Source organism: Verrucosispora sp. CNZ293 (assembly GCF_002754655.1).
The window spans coordinates 3,131,996-3,151,707 of record NZ_PEFR01000001.1 but is presented as its reverse complement, the minus strand read 5'-3'; the positions used below and the strand labels follow the sequence as shown (position 1 = coordinate 3,151,707).

Sequence of the window (19,712 nt, the reverse complement as noted above, 5' to 3'; positions counted from 1 at the left end):
GAAAAGGGGCGGGCATGCGGGTACTGGTGGTCGAGGACGAGCGCAACCTCGCCGACGCGATAGCGCGGGGCCTGCGCAAACGCGGCATGGCGGTGGACGTCGCGTACGACGGTGACAGCGGTCACGAGATGGCCTTCGTGACCCGGTACGACGTGGTGGTGCTCGACCGGGACCTGCCTGGCATGCACGGTGACCAGATCTGCGCGGAACTGGCCGCGTCCGGCGCACTGACCCGGGTGCTGATGCTGACCGCCAGCGGCACTGTCGCCGACCGGGTCGAGGGCCTGCAACTCGGTGCCGACGACTACCTGCCCAAGCCGTTCGCCTTCGACGAACTGGTCGCCCGGGTGCAGGCGCTGGGCCGGCGGGCCACCCCGGCGGCACCGCCGGTGCTGGAACTCGCCGACCTGGTGGTCGACCCGGCCCGCCGCACGGCCACCCGGGGCGGGACGACGGTGGAGCTGACGAACAAGGAGTTCGGCGTGCTCTGCGAGCTGCTCAAGGCCCGGGGCGCGGTGGTCTCCAGCGAGGAACTGCTGGAACGCGTCTGGGACGCCAACACCGACCCGTTCACCACAATCGTCCGGGTCACCGTTATGACGCTGCGCCGCAAACTCGGTGACCCGCCGCTCATCGAGACCGTGGTCGGTGCCGGCTACCGGACGGCCGAGGTGGTGGCGTGAGCCGCCCGTCGAACCGGCGGCTGCCCGCGCTGCGGCGGCCCGACCTGCGGCTACGTCCCACGCTGCGGCTGCGACTGACCCTGCTCAACGGCGTGCTGCTGGTCGGCGCCGGAGCGATCCTGGTCCTGCTGGCCTGGCTGCTGGTGCGCGACGCGCTGCGCCCCACCGACGAGCTGCTGCCCGGCACCACGGTGGTGCTCGCCGACGGGAGCACCCTGGAGGCTGCCGCGTGGCAGCAGCGGCTCGTCGAGTCGGCCTCCGGGGAACTGCTGGCCAAGGGGTTGGCCGCGCTGCTCGCGATCGGCATGGTCGGCGTGGTCGGGGCGTACGCCGTCGCCGGGCGCGCGCTGCGTCCACTGCACCAGGTCACCGCCACCGCACGTCGGCTCGGCGAGACCACGCTTGACCAGCGGATCGGCTACTCCGGCGCGAACGACGAGGTGGCCGAGCTGGCCGACACGTTCGACGCCATGCTGGACCGCATCGCCGCCGCGTTCGAGGCGCAGAAACGGTTCGTGGCCAACGCCTCCCACGAGCTGCGTACGCCGCTGGCGGTGATGCGTACCGAGATCGACGTGACGCTCAGCGACGACGAGGCGGACACGGCCGAGTACCGCCGGATGGCGACGGTTGTCCGCGACGCCTCCGAGCGGGCCAACGGGCTTGTCGACGCGTTGCTGGTGCTGGCGCGCAGCGAGGCGCAGACCGGCCAACGGCTCGGTCGGCGCAGCGAGTTCGACCTGGCCGCCGGCACCGTCAACGCGCTCTCCGCCGTACGCCGGGAGGTGGAGCGGATCAAGCTGACCGTCCAGACGTCGCTGGAGCCGGCGCCGGTGGTGGGCGATCCGGGGCTGCTGGACCGGCTGGCCGGCAACCTGATCGAGAACGCGGTCCGCTACAACCACCTGCACGGCCGGCTCTGGGTGCGGACCGGATCGGACGGGCAACGATCCTGGCTGGTGGTCGGCAACACCGGCTTCGAGGTGGACCCGGCCGACGTACCGGGACTGTTCGAGCCCTTCCGGCGGGGCGGCCGGGAGCGGACCGGGGCGCGCGGGTCGGGCCTCGGCCTGTCCATCGTGCGGGCGGTCTGCGGCGCGCACTGCGGCACGGTGACAGCCATCGCGCAGCCCGGTGGCGGCCTGGAGGTGACCGTCAGCCTGCCGGCTGCGGAAGCCGCCCGGTGACAGGTGATCGCCTCAGGTGCGCTGCGGACGCTGCTGAGAGGCCGCCAGGATGCCGCAGGATATTCCGGTGGTCGCCGTCGGACACGAGCCGCTTTTCCGGGAGGCCACCCGCAGTTCGCCAATGGATGACTCTCCGTGCTGCTGACGTTGTGTAGAGCAAAGGGTTGGGACACCACAGGACAGGACAGGCTGGATGGACACGGAAGGTGACGTCCCAGGGTTTGCTGCCCGTGGATCAGGTCCTGACTGGTTGCCCTCGGCGGCGTGGCAATGCGATGATCACGACGTCAGCCCGATCAAGGAGGGGGGTGCGTCGATGTTCACCATGATGCTGTCCGCGCCCCGCCTTGCCGGCTGAAGCTCATCCTCGCGGGGCACCTGTAGCGGGATCGTTGTCCCGTAACTCAGCGGACCAGACACGCCAGTTCTGACTGCCCCGACGTCCGTGCCCGCAGGGCCGCCTCCGACCCCGCCGTGCCGTGCCGCGCCTCTCGTAGGCTCTCCGGTCCCGGCGGCCCGTCGGTCGAAAGCCAGCAGGGCCGTGATGCCGGTGGCGAACACCACGAGGGACGACACATGAGCGCACGGATCCACAACATCGGAATCGACTGTCACGACACGTACGCCCTGGCCGGTTTCTGGGCCCAGGTCTTCGAGTGCCCCCGCCAGCCGGACGACTTCCCGGGTGACCCGGAGGCCATGCTGCTGCCGCCGGGCGGTCCGGAGGTGCTCTTCCTGGCGGTACCCGAGGGCAAGACGGTGAAGAACCGGCTGCACCTCGACCTGGAACCCACCGACCGGACCCGGGACGAGGAGGTCGAGCGGCTGCTCGGCATCGGGGCGCGGCACATCGCCGACCACATCGGGCCGACCGGTGCCGGTTGGGTGGTGCTCGCCGATCCGGAGGGCAACGAGTTCTGCGTACTGCGGAGCGCCGCCGAGAAGGCGGCGGCCCGGCAGGCGGCGGAGGGAACCGTGACGGACGGCTGAGCGGAGCGACGCCGTAACATCGGAGCGGCGGGGTGCCGCCGCTCCGATGTCAGTCCTGCGTACCGGTCAGCGGCCGATGCCGTCCAACGCGGCGATGTCCTCGGCGGACAACGACAGTCCCGCACCGACGATGTTCTCGCGCAGGTGCGCCACCTTCGACGTGCCCGGAATCAGCAGGATGTTCGGTGCGCGCTGCACCAGCCAGGCGAGGGCGACGGACATCGGTGTCGACCCCGCCCGGACGGCGACGGCCGAGAGCGCCTCGGACTGCACAGGCGAGAAGCCACCCAGCGGGAAGAACGGCACGTAGGCGATGCCGTCGGCGGCGAGCTGCTCGATGAGGTAGTCGTCGTGGCGGTGGGCGAGGTTGTACATGTTCTGCACGCACACCACAGGAGCCACGGCCCGGGCCTCGGCGACCTGCTCGGCGGTGACGTTGCTGACGCCGAGGTGACGGATCAGGCCCTCCTGCTGAAGCGCGGCGAGCGTCTCGAACGCCTCGGTGATCGAGCCGGACTGGGGGCCTTCGGCGTCACCCATGCGCATGTTGACCAGATCGAGGGTCTCGACCCCGAGGGATCGCAGATTCTGGTGGACCTGCTCGCGCAGCTCCTCCGGTCGGCGGGCCGTCGGCCAGCCGCCCTGTGCGTCGCGGTTCGCCCCCACCTTCGTGGCGATGACAAGTGACTCCGGGTAGGGATGCAGTGCTTCGCGGATCAGCTCGTTCGTGACCCGCGGTCCGTAGGCGTCGCTCGTGTCGATGTGGGTGATTCCCCGGTCGACCGCTTCGCGCAGCACGGCCAGGGCACCGTCGCGGTCGGCGGGCGGTCCCATCACCCAGGAGCCGGCGAGTTGCATGGCGCCGTACCCGAATCGGGTGACGGTCCGATCGCCGAGTGTCCAGGTGCCGCCGGGAAGAGAGGGAGTAGTGCTCATCGTGTCGCTTTCCTCGCTGGTGACAGGGTGGCGCGTTTCGCTTGCCCACGTCAGTCTTGGAGAGAAACTTTCCAACGGGAAGTAGGCACTCGGAAGTGCGTAACCCACCCAGCAGCAAGAGGGGCGCTCAGTGACGACGATGAAGGCGGCTCAGCGGCAGGCGCAGGCCCGGGAGGAGTACAACGCGTTCCTCGCGGTGTGCCCCAGCCGTCAGCTGCTCGACCGGATCTCGGACAAGTGGGTCGTGCTCATCCTGTGCGCGTTGGGCGGCGACGCCACTCAGCGACCTGACGCGTCGGACGGGCCGAGAGCGATGCGCTACTCCGAGCTTGCCCGCCTGCTGGCCGGCGTCAGCCAGAAGATGCTGACCCAGACGCTGCGAGCGCTGGAGCGGGACGGCCTGCTCACCCGTACCGTGACGCCTACCGTCCCGGTCACCGTCACGTACGAGCTGACCGATCTCGGTCTGTCGCTGCACCGCACGACACGCGAGATGAGGTACTGGGCCCAGGCCCACATGGGCGAGGTCCTCGCCAACCGCGACGACTACGACGGTTCCGTCTCCTGACCCGGCACCGGCCCGACTCCAGCCCGGCACGCGACCCGCAGCGACCGGCAACAGGGCTGGCGGGTCGCGTCCGCCGCCCTGTTGCCGGCCCTGCTCACTCGCGTTGCTGGACCTGGCTGCGGATGGTGACGAACTCGGCCTGAGCGTCGGCGCAGGACGAGAAGAACATCACGATCAGGCCGACGCTGCCCCGGTCGGCCCAGGTGCAGATGCCCAGCGGGACACCTTCCGACCCGCCGTCGCCGCACCTCGCCTCGCCGCCGAGCGGCCCCGGATCGACAGCTGTCATGTTTGTGAGGTCCAGTTCGGCGGAGAGTCCCTGGACCGCCGCGTCGAGTTCCTGCTTCGGGTCGGACATCAGGCCGGACGCGCCCGCGATCATGATCAGGTCCTGGTCGGCCGGGTCACCGTAGAACGCGCCCACCGCGCTCGTCTCGTTGCTCACCGTCGACTCGATGTTGCGGACCATGTCGTCGGCCGCTCGCTGCAACTCCGGATCGGTTGGTTCATTCGTACCGTCGGCACCGAAAGCGAATCGCGGTGGCCACCCTCGTCGGGTGACCACCGCGATCGGTGTCGTCGGGCCGGGTCAGCCGGCCAGGCTGGCCGCGCCGCGCGGCAGGAACCGCTTACCGGTGACCCGCTCGCTGGTGCCGGTCCGGTCCAGGTACGGCGTGACGCCGCCCAGGTGGAACGGCCAACCGGCACCGAGGATCATGCACAGGTCGATGTCCTGCGCCTCGGCCACGACGCCCTCGTCGAGCATCAGCCGGATCTCCTGCGCCAGCGCGTCCAGCGCGTTCTGGCGTACCTGCTCCTCGGTGAGCGGCTGATCGCCGACCACCAGCAGCTTCGCCACCTCGACGTTGATCTCGTCATCGACGACGATCGGCTGGCCGGAGTCGGCGATCCGCTTGAGGTTCTCGCTGACACCGAACCGGTCCGGGAACGCCGCGTGCAGGGTGCCGCCCACGTGGTACGCGACGGCCGGCCCGACCAACTGGAGCAGGGCGAGGGGGCGCATCGGCAGACCCAGCGGGTCCAGCGCCCGGTTCGCGACCTCCAGCGGGGTGCCGGCGTCGACGGCGGCGAACACGGTGCCCAGGAAGCGGGTGAGCAGCCGGTTGACCACGAACGCCGGGGCGTCCTTCACCAGCACACTCGACTTCTTGAGCTGCTTGCCGACGGCGAACGCGGTGGCCAGGGTGGCGTCGTCGGTCCGCTCGCCCCGCACGATCTCCAGCAGCGGCAGTACCGCTACCGGGTTGAAGAAGTGGAAGCCGACGACCCGCTCCGGGTGCTCCAGCTCCGCGGCCATCTCGGTGATCGACAACGAGGAGGTGTTCGTGGCGAGCACCGCCTCCGGCTTGACGATCTTCTCCAGTTCGGCCCAGACCTGCTTCTTGACGCCCAGGTCCTCGAAGACCGCCTCGATGACGAAGTCGGCGTCGGCGAAGACGGACTTGTCGACCGAGCCGGACACCAGGCCGTACAGCTTCGCGGCCGTGCCCTTGTCCATCCGGCCCTTGCTCACCGCCTTCTCGATCTGGGTGTGCACGTAGCCGACGCCCTTGTCGACCCGCGACTGGTCCAGGTCGGTGAGCACGACCGGGACCTGGAGGCGGCGGGCGAACAGCAGCGCCAACTGGCTGGCCATCAGACCGGCGCCAACGATGCCGACCTTCGTCACCGGCCGGGCCAGGCCCTTGTCCGGCGCGCCGGCCGGCCGCTTGGCCCGCCGCTGCACCAGGTCGAAGGCGTACAGGCCGCTGCGCAGTTCCTCGGAGAAGACCAGGTCGGCCAGGGCCTCGTCCTCCGCGGCGGTGCCGGTGGCGAAGTCGGCGTCCTTCGCCGTCTCCAGCAGGTCGAGCGCCTGGTACGCGGCCGGGACCGCGCCGTGCAGCCGCTGGTCCAGCGTCTGCCGGGCGAAGTAGAGCACGCCCGCCCACATGTCCTTGTCGACCTCGGGCCGGGTCACCTCGACCTGGCCCCGGACGACACCGGCGGCCCACTCCAGGGACCGCTCCAGGAAGTCGGCCGGTTCCAGCAGCACGTCGGCGATGCCCAGCTCGGCGGCCTGCTTCGGCTTGAGCATCTTGTTCTGCATCAACGGGTTTTGGATGATCACCTGGGTGGCCGCCGGGATGCCGATCAGGTTCGGCAGCAGTTGGGTGCCGCCCCAGCCCGGGATCAGACCGAGGGAGACCTCCGGCAGCGCCAGCGCCGCCGCGCCGGCCGACAGGGTCCGGTAGTGGCAGTGCAGGGCCAGTTCCAGACCGCCGCCCATCGCCGCGCCGTTGACGAAGGCGAAGGTCGGTACGGAGCTGTCCTTGAGCCGGGCGAAGACCCGGTGACCCAGCCGGCCGATCTCCAACGCCTGCTCGCGGTCCGCGAGCTGCGGCAGACCGGTGATGTCCGCGCCGACACAGAAGATGTACGGCTTTCCGGTGACCGCGATGAACGCCGGTTCGGCCGCGAGCGCGGCGCTTATCGCCTCGTCCAGGCTGGTCAGACCGGCCGGGCCGAAGGTGTTCGGCTTGGTGTGGTCGAAGCCGTTGTCCAGGGTGATCAGGGCGGCCGGGCGGTCCAGCCCCGGCACGTTCACCTGCCGCAGCAGGGCCTTGGTGACCACCTCGTTCGGTGCGGTGAGGCTCACTGAGTCTCCTTCGTTCCCGACTGCGGGGCTCGCAAGCTCACTCCTCGCGCTCACTTGTCTCCACCCTCCGCCTGCGCGGACCCGGTCCAGTGCGGGTTCTCCCAGATCACGGTGCCGCCCATGCCGATGCCGATGCACATGGCGGTGAGGCCGTAGCGGACCTCCGGGTGCTCGGCGAACTGCCGGGCGAGCTGGGTCATCAGCCGTACGCCGGAGGAGGCGAGCGGGTGACCGATGGCGATGGCGCCGCCCCACGGGTTGACCCGCGGGTCGTCGTCGGCGATGCCGAAGTGGTCGAGGAAGGCCAGCACCTGCACGGCGAACGCCTCGTTCAGCTCGAACAGGCCGATGTCGTCGATGGTCAGCCCGGCGATCCGCAGCGCCTTCTCGGTCGACGGGATCGGGCCGACGCCCATCACCTCGGGCTCGACACCGACGAAGCCGTACGACACCAGCCGCATCGCCACCGGCAGGCCCAGCTCGCGGGCGGTGGCCTCGTCGGCGAGCAGGCTGGCGGTGGCGCCGTCGTTGAGACCGGCGGCATTGCCCGCGGTGACCTTGCCGTGCGGGCGGAACGGGGTCTTGAGGGTGGCGAGCTTCTCCATCGAGGTGTCCCGGGGCGCCTCGTCCACAGTGGCCAGGCCCCAGCCGTTCTCCTCATCGCGGATCGCCACCGGCACCAGGTCGTCTTGGAGCTTGCCGTTGGCGTACGCCTTCGCGGTCTTCTGCTGGGAGGCGAGGGCGAACGCGTCGGTGCGCTGCTTGGTGATGTGCGGAACCCGGTCGTGCAGGTTCTCCGCGGTGGAGCCCATCACCAGCGCGGACGGGTCGACAAGCTTCTCGGCGATGATGCGCGGGTTCGGGTCGACGCCCTCGCCCATCGGGTGCCGGCCCATGTGCTCGACGCCACCGGCGATCGCGATGTCGTACGCGCCCACGGCGATGCCGCTGGCGACGGTGGTCACCGCGGTCATGGCCCCGGCACACATCCGGTCGATGGCGAAACCAGGAACGGTCTTGGGCAGGCCGGCCAGCAGCGCGGCGGTGCGGCCGATCGTCAGGCCCTGGTCACCGATCTGGGTGGTGGCGGCGATGGCCACCTCCTCGACCCGCTCCGGCGGCAGTTGAGGGTTACGGCGCAGCAGCTCGCGGATACAACGGATCACCAGGTCGTCGGCGCGGGTGTTGGCGTACATGCCACCCGCCTTGCCGAAGGGGGTGCGGACACCGTCGACGAAGACGACATCCCGGACTTCACGGGGCACGATGAGCCTCCTATTCGACCACGATCCGGTTCGTCGCGCCGCAGGCGCATGACGGACCGAACAAAGGTCGCCAGCACTGGCGTTTCCCCGATGCTACTCGCCAGTAATAACCCCCGCGCCACCTCCCCCTGTAACCCACCCCACACTCCGCCCCACACCACCCACCTCGTTGATCATGAAGTTGTTGTCGCGCCACGCCGACCCGGGCGACAACAACTTCATGATCAACGGCCCGGGGTCCGGGGTCCGGAGCGGGGGTGGGGGTGGGGGTGGGGGTGGGGTGGGGGTGGGGGGGTCAGGGGGTGGGGGGTCAGGGGGTGGGGGTAGGGCGGTGGCCAGGTGGGGGAGGAGGAGGGTGATCTGCCATTCGCGGGCGTGGTGGGCGCGCAGGGCGTCGGCGACGCTGGCTTCGGTGATCTCCTCGGGGGGCTGCCAGGCGATCCGTCGAATGGTGTCGGGGGAGATCAGATTCTCCGCCGGCAGGTTGTGCTCACCGGCCACCCGCAACACCACCTCCCGGCAGCGGGCCAGGCGGGCGGCGGCGGCCGGGTCCCGCTCCGCCCACCGGTGCGGCGGCGGCGGGCCCTCCACCGTCGGTGCCACCGGCAGGGCGTCGTCCGGCAGTTGCCGGGCGTCGTCGAGCGCCGCCAGCCAGGTACGGGCCAGACGTCGCACCGACCGACCGCCGAAGCCGGGCAGGGTGAGCAGGGTCTTCTCGTCCTTCGGGTCCAGCTCGGCCGCCGCGACGATCGCCGAGTCGGGCAGCACCCGGCCCGGTGCCGTGTCCCGCCGGGCGGCGATCTGGTCCCGGGCGTACCACAGGGAACGGACCCGGGCCTGCGCCCGCGCGCCCCGGACCCGGTGGATCCCGGAGGTCCGTCGCCACGGCTCGGCGCGTACCCGGGGCGGCCGGTCGCCGCTGCGTACGAGCGCGGCGAACTCCTCCGCCGCCCACTCGGACTTGCCCTGCCGGGCCAGCTCAGCGTCGAGCGCGTCGCGCAGATCGGTAAGCAACTCAACGTCCAGGGCGGCGTAGGTCAGCCACGACTCGGGCAACGGCCGGCTCGACCAGTCCGCCGCGGAGTGGTGCTTCTCCAGGCTGAAGCCGAGCAACTGCTCGGTCAGCGCCGCGAGCCCGACCCGCTCGAAACCTGCCAGCCGCGCCGCCAGCTCGGTGTCGAACAGGCGGCGGGGACGCAGCCCGAGCTCCGCCAGGCAGGGCAGATCCTGGTTCGCCGCGTGCAGCACCCACTCCGTCTCGGCGAGTACGGCGTCCAGGGCACTCAGGTCGGGCAGCGGCAACGGGTCGATCAGCACGGTGCCGGCACCGGCGCGACGCAGCTGTACGAGGTACGCGCGCTGGCTGTACCGGTAGCCGGAGGCGCGTTCGGCGTCCAGAGCCACCGGCCCGGCACCGTTGGCGAAGCGGGCCACGACCTCGGCCAGCTGATCCGGGGCGGCGACTGGCTCGGGGGTGCCCTCGCGGGGTGCGGTAAGCGGCACGGACTGGCCGCCGGTGGGCTCGGTCCCCGCGTCCGAGGGCTCCGACCGCGCCGATGGCGGGTGCTGCGTGTCGTTTCCCGTACGGCTTGCGGCGGCCCGACGGCGCAGGGGTGGTTCGTCGGTCACCTGACAACCCTAGTGCGCGAGTGGATCGAGTGCCGCGCACCCGCCCTGCCGCGTGTCGGCGGCCCGGGGTGGGAAGGCTCGCCGGTGCCGGGACGGGCAGGCTCAGCCGGTGGCGGCTGGCCGGCGCTCCGGCAGGGCGGTGACGCCGGGCGGCGGCAGGCCGGCGGTGGAGGCGAGCAGGGTGCACCAGGCGTCCAGGTGCGCGGCGAGGTCGCCACCGGTAGGTGTCCAGGAGGCGCGGATCTCCACGTCGCCGGCCGCGGGCGGGCCGGCCAGCTCGCCGAACCGGGTCGACATCGTCTGCGTGATCGTCCCGCCGATGGCCCGGTACCCCGCGTCCTGGGCGTCGAGAGCATCGGTGAGCCAGGTCCACCCCACCCCGGGCAGCAGCGGGTCGGCGGCCAGGTCGACCTCCAACTCGGCGGTCACGTAGGTGACCAGCCGCAGCGTGCCCTGCCACGCCTCGTGCCCGGCCGGGTCGTGCAGCAGGATCAGCCGCCCGCTCGCCACCTCGTCACCGTCGCGCAGCACCGACGCGGAGAGCGCGAAGGAGTAGGGGGCGAGTCGCTGCGGCGCCCCCACCTCCTCCAGCAGGATCTCCGGCCGGGGCGTCGCCGACCGGAGCCCCGCGACCGCGCGGGCGAACGTGTCGGGAAGCGCGATCGGGGGGGCCATGCCCGCAGCCTATTCCGCCGCCCCGGTCCCGATCGTGAGGCGCGCCGACGATCACCGAGGGCTTACCCGCCTACGTCACAAAGGCGGCGGTGGGCGCGGGACGGCGATCGGTCGCGTGGCACGATTGCCGCGATGAGCACCGACACCACGGGCACCGCCGCCCGAGACGACGAACCCCGCCCCGGCGGGCCCGCCGATTCGCCCTTCGTGCGGGCGTGTCGCCGTCTGCCCGTCCCGCACACCCCGGTCTGGTTCATGCGCCAGGCGGGCCGGTCGCTGCCGGAGTACCGCGAGATCCGGGCCAACGTGGCGATGCTGGAGTCGTGCCGCCGCCCCGATCTGGTCACCGAGATCACCCTCCAGCCGGTACGCCGGCACGGGGTGGACGCCGCGATCCTCTTCAGCGACATCGTGGTGCCGGTGGCCGCCGCCGGGGTCGACCTGGACATCGTGCCCGGCACCGGGCCGGTGGTGGCCGAGCCGGTGCGTACCGCCGCCGACATCGACCGGATCCGGCTGATCGACCGCGACGACGTCGACTATGTCGACGAGGCGGTGCGGATGCTCGTCAAGGAACTGGGCGACACCCCGCTCATCGGCTTCGCCGGGGCCCCGTTCACGCTTGCCAGCTACCTGGTGGAGGGGGGCCCGTCGCGTACCCACGCCAAGACCAAGGCGCTGATGTACGGCGAGCCGGAACTGTGGCACACCCTCGCGGGCCGGCTGGCCGAGGTGACCCTGGCGTTCCTGCGGGTGCAGGTCGAGGCCGGCGTGTCGGCGGTGCAACTGTTCGACTCGTGGGCCGGTGCGCTCTCCGAGGCCGACTACCGCCGCTTCGTGCTGCCCCACTCGACGAAGGTGCTCGCCGGGCTCGCCGACGCCGGTGTGCCCCGGATCCACTTCGGGGTGGGCACCGCCGAACTGCTCGGCGCGATGGGCGAGGCCGGGGCCGACGTGGTCGGCGTCGACTGGCGTACCCCGCTGGACGTCGCGACCCGCCGGATCGGACCGGAGCGGGCCGTGCAGGGCAACCTCGACCCGACCCTGCTGCTGGCCCCGTGGCCGGCGGTGGAGACCGAGGTACGCCGCATCCTGGAGCAGGGCCGGGCCGCGCCGGGGCACGTGTTCAACCTCGGCCACGGTGTGCTGCCGGAGACCGACCCGGAGGTGCTGACCCGGGTGGTCGCCCTGGTGCACGAGCTGTCCGGCCGGCCGGTCGAGCGGGGCTGACCGCCATGGCGACGCGGCGGCGGGTGGCGGTGGTCGGCGGCGGCATCGCCGGCCTGGCCGCCGCGGTCCGGCTGCGTGACCGGGGCCCCGCCGACCTCGACATCACCGTGTACGAGCAGTCCGGCGCGCTCGGCGGCAAGCTGCGCACCGGCGAGCTGGCCGGTGGGCCCGTCGAGTTCGGCGCCGAGTCGTTCCTGATGCGTGACCCGGCCGGCGGGGAATCCGCAGCTGTCGCCCTGATCCGCCGGCTCGGCCTGGCGGGACGGATCGTGCACCCCACGACCGGGCAGGCGGCGCTCGCCGTCGACGGCGGGCTACGCCCGATCCCCGGCGGCACGCTTGTCGGCGTACCCGGTGATCTGGACAAGGTGTCGGCGGTGGCCCGGCCCACACCGGAGGCGGACCGCGACGGTGGTGGGCCGCTGCTCGGCCCCGGGGACGACGTCTCCGTGGGCGCGCTGGTCCGGTCGCGGTTCGGCGACGAGGTGGTCGACCGGCTGGTCGACCCGATGCTCGGCGGCGTCTACGCCGGCCGCGCCGACGACCTGTCCCTGGTCACCACCATGCCGGCGCTGGCCCGGGCCGCCCGGGTGGAGCACACGCTGCTGGGCGCGGTCCGCGCGGCGCAGGCCGCCGCCCCCCGCGCCCCCGGCGAGCCGGTCTTCGGCACCCTCGACGGCGGCCTCAGCACCCTCGTCGACGCGGCCGTGGCCGCCAGCGGTGCGACGATCCGCAGCAACGCGGCGGTGCGCGAACTCATCCCGACCGGCACCGGCTGGCGGTTGACTGTCGGCCCGACCCGCGACGCCGAGCACGTCGACGTGGACGCGGTGGTGCTCGCGGTGCCGGCCCGGCCGGCCGCCCGGCTGCTCGCCGACGTCGCCCCGGAGACGGCCGAGGTGGTCGGTGGGCTGGACTACGCGAGCGTCGCGCTTGTCACCCTCGCGCTGCCCGAACCGGCGCTGCCCGACCTCTCCGGCTTCCTGGTGCCCGCCACCGAAGGGCTGCTGGTCAAGGCGGCCACCTTCTTCACCACCAAGTGGGGGCACCTGCGCCGGCCGGACGGGTTGGCCCTGGTGCGCGCCTCGGTGGGCCGGTACGGCGACGAGGAGCAACTCCAACGTCCCGACGAGGATCTCGCCGCCACCGTGCACCGGGAGCTGTCCGCGGTGCTGGGAGCGCCGTTGCCCGCCCCGGTCGCCGGGCACGTGCAGCGCTGGGGCGGCGCGCTGCCGCAGTACACCCTCGGCCATCTCGACCGGGTCGTCGCCGCCCGGTCGGCGCTGCGGGCGGCACATCCGACGCTGCGGCTGGCCGGCGCCGGCTACGACGGGGTCGGCATCCCGGTCTGCGTCCGCTCCGGCGAGACGGCGGCCGAGGAGATCATCACCGCATGGGAAGGATCGGGGAGATGACCGAGCAGAGCAACGCCGCCCGACTGAAGGAACTCAACGACACGATCCGCTACACCATGTGGTCGGTGTTCCGGGCCAGCGCGCCGCTGCCGTCGCTGCGCGACAACGTCACAGGCGAGGTCGAGTCGCTGATCGAGGAACTGGCCGGCAAGGACGTGGTGGTGCGCGGCACCTACGACGTGTCCGGGCTGCGCGCCGACGCCGACCTGATGGTCTGGTGGCACTCCTCGTCCAGCGACGACCTCCAGGACGCGTACCTGCGGTTGCGGCGGACCGCCCTGGGTCGGGCGATGACCCCGGTCTGGTCGCAGATGGCGCTGCACCGGCCGGCCGAGTTCAACAAGAGCCACATCCCGGCGTTCCTGGCCGGCGAGGAGGCCCGCGCCTACCTCTGCGTCTACCCGTTCGTCCGCTCGTACGACTGGTATCTACTGCCCGACGCCGAGCGGCGGGAACTGCTCGCCGAGCACGGCAAGATGGCCCGTGGCTACCCGGACGTCCGGGCCAACACGGTCGCCTCGTTCGCGCTCGGCGACTACGAGTGGATGCTCGCCTTCGAGGCCGACGAACTGCACCGGATCGTCGACCTGATGCGTGACCTGCGGGCCTCTCGCGCCCGGCTGCACGTCCGCGAGGAGGTTCCCTTCTACACCGGCCGCCGCCGCTCCATCGCGGACATCGTCTCCGCCCTGGCCTGAGCCGGCCCGCCGGGTCGTCCGCCCGGCTCGTCCACTGAGCCGGGCGGGGCCGCGCCTGAGGGAGTGTGGCGCGGCCCCGGCCGGGGTCAGGTGGTCGCGGTGCAGGTGACCGTCGGTGTGTTCGTGCTGCTGCCGGAGGCCAGGAAGCCGAAGCTGGTGCTGGCGCCGGCACCGAGGTTGCCGTTGTAGCTGACGTTGGTGGCGGTCACCGTGGAGCCGCTGGAACTGACTGTGGCGTTCCACGCCTGGCTGACCTGTTGGCCGCTGCCGTTCGTCCAGCTCACCCGCCAGCCGCGGATGGCCGCGTTGCCGGCGGTCACCTGCACCTCACCCTGGAATCCGCCGGACCAGGTCGAGGTGACCCGGTACGTCGCCGAGCAGGCACCCGTCACCGGCGGGTTGGTGGTGGGCGGGGTAGTGGTCGGCGGGGTGGTGGTGGGTGGCGTGGTGGTCGGCGGCGTGGTCGTGGGCGGGGTGGTGGTCGGCGGGGTGGTGCCGCCACCGAACTGCACGTCGCTGCAGTGGTAGTACGACTGGTCGAAGTGGCTGGCCTGCCAGACGGTGAAGATGATGTGCCGGCCGGTGCGGCCCGGCGCGTTCACCGGAATCTGGATCGACACCCCGTCGACCTCCCGCTGCCACTGCGACGCCGGCGTGTAGCCGATCTGGCCGACCAGTTCCAGGTCGGACCAGGCCAGTGGCTTGGTGAGCGTGTCCACGCCCTGCCGGGTCGCGTACACCCGGAGGTAGTCGGCACCGTGGCTGGCCTGGTCGAAGAACTTCAACTGGAAGCTGTTGGGGACCGGGGTGGTCCGCCAGGCACCCAAGGTGTCGAGGGCGTTGTAGCGACCGCCCTCGGCACGCCCGCCCGAGCAGAGCTGGCCGTTCGGTACGGCCGCCTGGTGGTTGCCGCCCACACCCTCGCGGAGTTGGCCGTTCCAGTTCCACATGGCGTTCGGGTTGGCCTGCCAGGCCTGCCAACACATCGGGTCCTCGGTGGCCATCCGCGGGTTCATGTGGTCACCACCCCAGCGCTCCCAGCAGCCGTAGGCGCGGGACCCGGGGTTGACCGTGGCGCCGTGCGCGGAGACGGGGTTGGTCAGCGCGGTGCTGAGCAGCAGCAGGGCGACGGCCGCGACGGCCAGCAGCCAGGCAGCGCGTGGTGATCTGAGTACGTTCGACATGGAGCTCCCCAAGGGAATTGTCAGTTCGCGAAAGCGCCCGGACGCTCGGGAGTTGCCTCTCCCGTGGTCGACCTGCGTTGCCCCTGTGGTCTTGGCTCCGAGGGAAGCGTGCCATGGAGCATCGGCGTACGTCAACGCGAGAAGCGCTCTCCGGAGCGGGGCCGCGCCTGAGGGAGTGTGGCGCGGCCCCGGCCGGGGTCAGGTGGTCGCGGTGCAGGTGACCGTCGGTGTGTTCGTGCTGCTGCCGGAGGCCAGGAAGCCGAAGCTGGTGCTGGCGCCGGCACCGAGGTTGCCGTTGTAGCTGACGTTGGTGGCGGTCACCGTGGAGCCGCTGGAGCTGACTGTGGCGTTCCAGGCCTGGTTGACCTGTTGGCCGCTGCCGTTCGTCCAGCTCACCCGCCAGCCGCGGATGGCCGCGTTGCCGGCGGTCACCTGGACCTCACCCTGGAATCCGCCGGACCAGGTCGAGGTGACCCGGTACGTCGCCGAGCAGGCACCCGCCGGAGGCGGGTTGGTGGGCGGCGGCGTGGTGGGCGGCGGCGTGGTCGGCGGGGGAGTGGTGGGCGGTGGGGTGGTCGGCGGCGGCGTGGTCGGCGGGGTGGTGCCGCCACCGAACTGCACGTCGCTGCAGATGTAGTACGACTGGTCGGAGTGGCTGGCCTGCCAGATCGTGTAGATGACGTGCCGGCCGGTGCGGCCCGGGGCGTTGACCGGGATCTCGATGGAGACCCCGCCCGGCTCCTGCTGCCACTGCGAGGCCGGCGTGTTGCCGATCTGGCCGACCAGTTCCAGGTGCGACCAGGCCAGCGGCGTGGTCAGCGCGTCGTAGCCCTGGCGGGTGGCGTACACCCGGATGTAGTCGGCACCGTGACTGGCCTGGTCGTAGAACTTCAGCCGGAAGTTGTTGCCGACCGAGGTGGTCCGCCAGGCACCTGGCACGTCCATCGCCCGGTAGCGCCCGTTCTCGGTGCGTCCACCGGAGCAGAGCTGACCGTTCGGGATGGCGCCCTGGTGGTTGCCGGCCACGCCCTCGCGGTAGAGACCGTTCCAGTTCCACATGGCGTTGGTGTCGGTCTGCCACGCCTGCCAGCACATCGGGTCCTCGGTGGCCATCCGTGGGTTCTGGAAGTCACCGCCCCAACGTTGCCAACAGCCGTAGTTGCGGGAGACGGGATTGGCCACCGAGCCGTGCGCGGAGGCGGATTGCACGAATGCGGTGCTCAGCAGCAGGGTGGCGACGGCCGCGACGGCCAGCAGCCAGAGCGCCCGCGATGATCTCAGTGAATTGGACATGGAGCCCCCAGGGGGAGTCGTTGGATCTCGACATCGCCCGGACGCTCGGGAGTTGCCCTCTCCCGCGCTTTCAGCGTGGCCCTCGTGTGCTGACTCGACCGGAAGGATGGCACGTTCGATCGTCACACGTCAATGAGGAAAGCGATTTCCAGCACCTGCTGCACGGGCTCGTCGAAGCGCTTCCAGCACTGGTTTTCCGGCCGGTCACCGCTTCCGGCGCATCGGCGTGTGCGGGATGCCGTCCTCGACGTACTCCGGCCCGCTGACGGTGAAGCCGTGCCGGGTGTAGAAGTCGACAAGATGCGACTGCGCGTCCAGCACGCACGGCCGGTCGCCGATCTCCGCGAGGGCCGCCGTCATCAGCCGGCTCGCGTGCCCGGCACCCCGGGCCTCCGGTGCCACCACCACCCGCCCGATCCTGGCCACCCCGCCGGGGTCGGCCAGGATCCGCAGGTACGCCACCGCAGCGCCGTCGTGGGCAAGCCACAGGTGCCGGGTGCCGGGTTCGACGTCGCGTCCGTCGACCTCCGGGTACGCGCACTCCTGCTCGACCACGAAGACGTCGACGCGCAGCCGTACCAGGTCATGGAAGGTGCGGGCGTCCAACTCGGCGAAACTGGCGACCCGTAGCTGTGTAGTCGACATCCCGCCAGGCTAGTGCGGTGTCCCAGGAGTCTTGCCGGTGCCGGTGCCGGTGCCGGTGTTGGCGGCCTGGTCTGCGGTGCTGGTGGGCGCTGGTGGCGGTGCCGGCAGTGCGGGCGGGTGTGGGACGGTCAGGCGGGGCGGGCGCCGACGGCGTCGCGGATCTCGGCGCCGCGCTCGGCCTCCACCGAGCGGGCACAGTGACCGCAGCAGAAGAAGCGACCGGAGACCTCGACCCCGTGGCCAGAGATCTTGATGCCGCAGTGCTCGCAGATCGGTGCCAGGCGGTGGATCGCGCACTCGAAGCTGTCGAAGGTGTGCACGTCGCCGCTGACCGTACGCACCTCGAACGAGAGCCAGTATTCGTTGCCGCAGACTTCGCAGGTAGCCACGCCCCGTACCTCCATCGGAAGACCTTTTGTCCCATCTTGCGGCATGGCGCCGAGCGGCTCGTCTTTTATCGACAGTGGTCTTTACTGTTAACAAGGTTTAAATTATGTTGGTGGCACCTCACCAGGCATCACGCCGACAAGGAGCTGCCGCCATGCGCCGAAGAATCACCCTTCCGCTCGTCGCGACGGGCGCCATGGTCTCCACCCTGGCCGTCGCCACCCCCGCCCAGGCACACGGCTACGTCTCGTCGCCGCCGAGCCGCCAGGCGCTCTGCGCCCAGAACCGGGTGCCCGACTGCGGGCAGATCAGGTGGGAGCCGCAGAGCGTCGAGGGCCCCAAGGGGCTGCGCAACTGCCACGCCAACATCTCGCACTTCGCCGTGCTCAATGACGACAACCGGGGCTGGCCAGCCACCTCGGTCGGCACCACTGTGACGTTCACCTGGGTCAACACGGCCATGCACGCCACCCGCGACTGGGAGTACTTCATCGGCAACACCCGGGTCGCGGTCTTCTCCGGTGGTGGACGCCAGCCCGGCGCGACCGTCTCGCACACCGTCAACCTGTCCGGCTACCCGGGCCGGCAGAAGCTGCTCGCGGTGTGGAACATCTCCGACACCGCAAACGCCTTCTACTCCTGCGTCGACCTCCAGGTCGGCGGTGGCGGCGGCAACCCGACGCCCAGCCCGAGCCCGACCACCAACCCGCCCGCCCCGTCGCCCACCCCGACGGTCGCCCCGACCACCAACCCGCCGACCGGCGGCACCTGGACAGCCGGTCGCGCGTACGCCGTCGGGGACCAGGTCACCTACGGCGGCCGTACGTACAGGTGCCGGCAGGCGCACACCGCCATCGCCGGTTGGGAGCCGCCGAACGTACCGGCGCTGTGGAGCCAGATCTGACCAGCGGGAGGTGCGGCCGGAGCTGGCCGCACCTCCCGCCCGCCGTACCGTCGCTCCTTCGTGCCCTGCTGTGGGCGGGAGCTGGTGTGCTGTCGGCCGGAGCCGCCGTGTCGCGGGCCGGAGCCGGCGTGCTGGGGGCCCGAGTCGTCGGGTCGTCGGCCCGGCCGCCCGAAGGGCGCGCCGTGGTGCGGGCGCGGCGTGCCACGCTGCGGGTGCTGCCGCTACACCTGTTCGTGGCGCTGCTGGTTGCCGGCTGCGGCGGCTCGCCCGCGCCGTCCGGGCGGCCCGCGCCCACCGACGCCACCCCTCCGGTGGCCGCCACCCCCGCCGCGACGCCTGGCGTCACCAGCGAGATGACCGGTATCGACAGGCTGTTCCTGTCGATGATGGCCGGGCACACCGAACAGACCCTCCAGATCGTCCGGCTGGTCCGGGATCGACTGACCGACGGCGAGCTGCGCACCCTTGTCGCCGCCGTCGAGGCGACCGAGTCCGACGAACTGGCCACCGCGCGCGGCTGGCTGGCGCAGGCCGGGCGCAGCGCCCGTGCCGACGACCACGCCGGGCACGGCACCGGCCCCGAACAGTTGGCGCGGCTGCGCGACGCCCCGGACGCCGAGGTCGACACGGTGCTGATCGAGGTGTTCAGCGCGCACCAGCAGGCCGCCGCCGACCTGGCCCGGGCGCATCTGGCCGCGGGTACCGACGCGCGGGTGCTCGACCTGGCCCGGCGCGTCGAGCAGTCGCGTACCGCTCAGGTCGCGTTGATGGCCGGCCGGCCCGCATCCGGTTGACCGCCCGGCCGCGCGGACCCCGGCCGGTGCGGACGCGGGTCGGCGCGGGCCGGACCTGGCGTGCGTGGGCCGGGCCGGCGCGGCGCGGGCCGGCACCGGCTTGCGCGGGCCGGAGTGGCCGCGGGCGGGGTGCGCTGGTCAGGCGTCGTTCGGGTCCAGGCGGATGGAGAGCGAGTTCACGCAGTGCCGGGTGTCCTTCGGGGTGAAGCCCTCACCACGGAAGACGTGCCCGAGGTGGCTGTCGCAGCGGGCACAGCGGATCTCGGTGCGGCTCATGCCGAGAGAATTGTCCTCGATCTCCTTGATCGCGCCGGGGATGGCGTCGTCGAAGCTCGGCCAGCCACAGTGCGAGTCGAACTTGGTGTCGCTCGGGTACAGCTCGACGCCGCAGGCCCGACACCTGTACATGCCGGGCGTCTTGGTGTCGACGTACTCGCCGGTCCAGGCCGGTTCGGTGCCGTGCTCGCGCAACACCCGGAACTCGGCGGGGCTGAGCCGGACCCGCCACTCGTCCTCGGTGCGGGGCAGTTCGCTGTCGGGAAGAGTCACAGGTCAACGGTACGCCGAAGGTCG

At 71.7% G+C, this 19,712-nt stretch carries 19 protein-coding genes and 1 pseudogene; 9 read left to right on the top strand and 11 right to left on the bottom strand.

The genetic code is table 11. The annotated features are described in order from the left end of the window. The first annotated feature begins 14 nt into the window (after positions 1–14). The 3 genes from CLT74_RS14230 to CLT74_RS14215 all read left to right on the top strand — a co-directional run bounded on the left by CLT74_RS14230 (position 15) and on the right by CLT74_RS14215 (position 2,860). Entirely contained in the window at positions 15–683 is a 669-nt protein-coding gene (locus CLT74_RS14230) for a response regulator transcription factor (protein ID WP_099846976.1), read from the top strand. A 44-nt stretch (positions 684–727) separates the two neighbouring features. Beyond that, on the top strand, positions 728–1,870 hold the full coding sequence (locus tag CLT74_RS14225) for a sensor histidine kinase (protein WP_099851984.1): 1,143 nt from the start codon (positions 728–730) through the stop codon (positions 1,868–1,870). Between the two features lie 576 nt (positions 1,871–2,446). Beyond that, positions 2,447–2,860, top strand: a complete 414-nt coding sequence (locus CLT74_RS14215; RefSeq protein ID WP_099846974.1) for a VOC family protein — start codon at positions 2,447–2,449, stop codon at positions 2,858–2,860. 66 nt (positions 2,861–2,926) lie between these two features. On the opposite strand, the gene CLT74_RS14210 is transcribed toward CLT74_RS14215, so the two are convergent. After that, a complete protein-coding gene (locus CLT74_RS14210; protein WP_099846973.1) occupies positions 2,927–3,796 on the bottom strand; it encodes an aldo/keto reductase family oxidoreductase in 870 nt (289 codons plus the stop codon). Between the two features lie 139 nt (positions 3,797–3,935). On the opposite strand from CLT74_RS14210, the gene CLT74_RS14205 reads away from it, so the two are divergent. Next, complete coding sequence (locus CLT74_RS14205; protein ID WP_486582728.1) at positions 3,936–4,364, top strand: winged helix-turn-helix transcriptional regulator; 429 nt, start codon at positions 3,936–3,938, stop codon at positions 4,362–4,364. A gap of 94 nt (positions 4,365–4,458) precedes the next feature. On the opposite strand, the gene CLT74_RS14200 is transcribed toward CLT74_RS14205, so the two are convergent. The 5 genes and pseudogenes from CLT74_RS14200 to CLT74_RS14180 form a co-directional block, all read right to left on the bottom strand. Then, positions 4,459–4,854, bottom strand: coding sequence for a hypothetical protein (locus CLT74_RS14200; RefSeq protein ID WP_143697164.1), 396 nt, complete (start codon positions 4,852–4,854; stop codon positions 4,459–4,461). Positions 4,855–4,953: 99 nt separating this feature from the next. Continuing rightward, a complete protein-coding gene (locus tag CLT74_RS14195; RefSeq protein WP_099846970.1) occupies positions 4,954–7,020 on the bottom strand; it encodes a 3-hydroxyacyl-CoA dehydrogenase NAD-binding domain-containing protein in 2,067 nt (688 codons plus the stop codon). Between the two features lie 50 nt (positions 7,021–7,070). Further along, positions 7,071–8,285, bottom strand: coding sequence for a thiolase family protein (locus CLT74_RS14190; RefSeq protein ID WP_099846969.1), 1,215 nt, complete (start codon positions 8,283–8,285; stop codon positions 7,071–7,073). Positions 8,286–8,597: 312 nt separating this feature from the next. Then, a pseudogene (locus tag CLT74_RS14185) lies at positions 8,598–9,914 on the bottom strand (ribonuclease D); the annotation flags it as partial. A gap of 102 nt (positions 9,915–10,016) precedes the next feature. Continuing rightward, positions 10,017–10,589, bottom strand: a complete 573-nt coding sequence (locus CLT74_RS14180; RefSeq protein WP_099846968.1) for a DUF3000 domain-containing protein — start codon at positions 10,587–10,589, stop codon at positions 10,017–10,019. A gap of 132 nt (positions 10,590–10,721) precedes the next feature. Between CLT74_RS14180 and hemE the strand changes: the two genes are divergently transcribed. The 3 genes from hemE to hemQ are packed head-to-tail and all read left to right on the top strand — an operon-like array spanning position 10,722 to position 13,932. Continuing rightward, entirely contained in the window at positions 10,722–11,819 is a 1,098-nt protein-coding gene (gene hemE, locus CLT74_RS14175; protein ID WP_099846967.1) for a uroporphyrinogen decarboxylase, read from the top strand. Positions 11,820–11,824: 5 nt separating this feature from the next. Beyond that, on the top strand, positions 11,825–13,234 hold the full coding sequence (hemG, locus tag CLT74_RS14170) for a protoporphyrinogen oxidase (protein WP_099846966.1): 1,410 nt from the start codon (positions 11,825–11,827) through the stop codon (positions 13,232–13,234). Beyond that, positions 13,231–13,932 carry a hydrogen peroxide-dependent heme synthase gene (hemQ, locus tag CLT74_RS14165; protein WP_099846965.1) on the top strand — a complete coding sequence of 234 codons (702 nt, stop codon included), beginning with the start codon at positions 13,231–13,233 and terminating at the stop codon, positions 13,930–13,932. Before hemG ends, hemQ begins: the two co-directional genes overlap by 4 nt. Positions 13,933–14,018: 86 nt before the next feature. On the opposite strand, the gene CLT74_RS14160 is transcribed toward hemQ, so the two are convergent. From CLT74_RS14160 to CLT74_RS14145, 4 genes are all read right to left on the bottom strand, one after another. Further along, entirely contained in the window at positions 14,019–15,116 is a 1,098-nt protein-coding gene (locus CLT74_RS14160; protein ID WP_099846964.1) for a lytic polysaccharide monooxygenase, read from the bottom strand. 198 nt (positions 15,117–15,314) lie between these two features. Continuing rightward, a complete protein-coding gene (locus CLT74_RS14155; RefSeq protein ID WP_099846963.1) occupies positions 15,315–16,409 on the bottom strand; it encodes a lytic polysaccharide monooxygenase in 1,095 nt (364 codons plus the stop codon). Positions 16,410–16,613: 204 nt separating this feature from the next. Further along, entirely contained in the window at positions 16,614–17,054 is a 441-nt protein-coding gene (locus tag CLT74_RS14150) for a GNAT family N-acetyltransferase (protein ID WP_099846962.1), read from the bottom strand. A gap of 128 nt (positions 17,055–17,182) precedes the next feature. Next, the gene (locus CLT74_RS14145) at positions 17,183–17,443 is read right to left on the bottom strand and encodes a Prokaryotic metallothionein (RefSeq protein ID WP_099851981.1); all 261 of its coding nucleotides are present in this window, start codon (positions 17,441–17,443) and stop codon (positions 17,183–17,185) included. A gap of 152 nt (positions 17,444–17,595) precedes the next feature. Between CLT74_RS14145 and CLT74_RS14140 the strand changes: the two genes are divergently transcribed. Then, complete coding sequence (locus CLT74_RS14140) at positions 17,596–18,345, top strand: lytic polysaccharide monooxygenase (protein ID WP_099846961.1); 750 nt, start codon at positions 17,596–17,598, stop codon at positions 18,343–18,345. An 86-nt stretch (positions 18,346–18,431) separates the two neighbouring features. Next, positions 18,432–19,139, top strand: coding sequence for a DUF305 domain-containing protein (locus CLT74_RS31360; protein ID WP_486582306.1), 708 nt, complete (start codon positions 18,432–18,434; stop codon positions 19,137–19,139). 138 nt (positions 19,140–19,277) lie between these two features. Here the strand turns inward: CLT74_RS31360 and msrB are convergent, their stop codons facing one another. Further along, positions 19,278–19,688, bottom strand: coding sequence for a peptide-methionine (R)-S-oxide reductase MsrB (gene msrB, locus CLT74_RS14130; RefSeq protein WP_099846960.1), 411 nt, complete (start codon positions 19,686–19,688; stop codon positions 19,278–19,280). Positions 19,689–19,712 lie beyond the last annotated feature (24 nt).

Coding starts and splice junctions, on each gene's coding strand:
- CLT74_RS14140 (WP_099846961.1), top strand. CDS start 17,596: ATGCGCCGAAGAATCACCCTTCCGCTCGTCGCGACGGGCGCCATGGTC.
- hemE (WP_099846967.1), top strand. CDS start 10,722: ATGAGCACCGACACCACGGGCACCGCCGCCCGAGACGACGAACCCCGC.
- CLT74_RS14230 (WP_099846976.1), top strand. CDS start 15: ATGCGGGTACTGGTGGTCGAGGACGAGCGCAACCTCGCCGACGCGATA.
- CLT74_RS14155 (WP_099846963.1), bottom strand. CDS start 16,409: ATGTCCAATTCACTGAGATCATCGCGGGCGCTCTGGCTGCTGGCCGTC.
- CLT74_RS14180 (WP_099846968.1), bottom strand. CDS start 10,589: ATGGCCCCCCCGATCGCGCTTCCCGACACGTTCGCCCGCGCGGTCGCG.
- CLT74_RS14210 (WP_099846973.1), bottom strand. CDS start 3,796: ATGAGCACTACTCCCTCTCTTCCCGGCGGCACCTGGACACTCGGCGAT.
- hemG (WP_099846966.1), top strand. CDS start 11,825: ATGGCGACGCGGCGGCGGGTGGCGGTGGTCGGCGGCGGCATCGCCGGC.
- CLT74_RS14215 (WP_099846974.1), top strand. CDS start 2,447: ATGAGCGCACGGATCCACAACATCGGAATCGACTGTCACGACACGTAC.
- CLT74_RS14205 (WP_486582728.1), top strand. CDS start 3,936: ATGAAGGCGGCTCAGCGGCAGGCGCAGGCCCGGGAGGAGTACAACGCG.
- hemQ (WP_099846965.1), top strand. CDS start 13,231: ATGACCGAGCAGAGCAACGCCGCCCGACTGAAGGAACTCAACGACACG.
- CLT74_RS14150 (WP_099846962.1), bottom strand. CDS start 17,054: ATGTCGACTACACAGCTACGGGTCGCCAGTTTCGCCGAGTTGGACGCC.
- CLT74_RS14160 (WP_099846964.1), bottom strand. CDS start 15,116: ATGTCGAACGTACTCAGATCACCACGCGCTGCCTGGCTGCTGGCCGTC.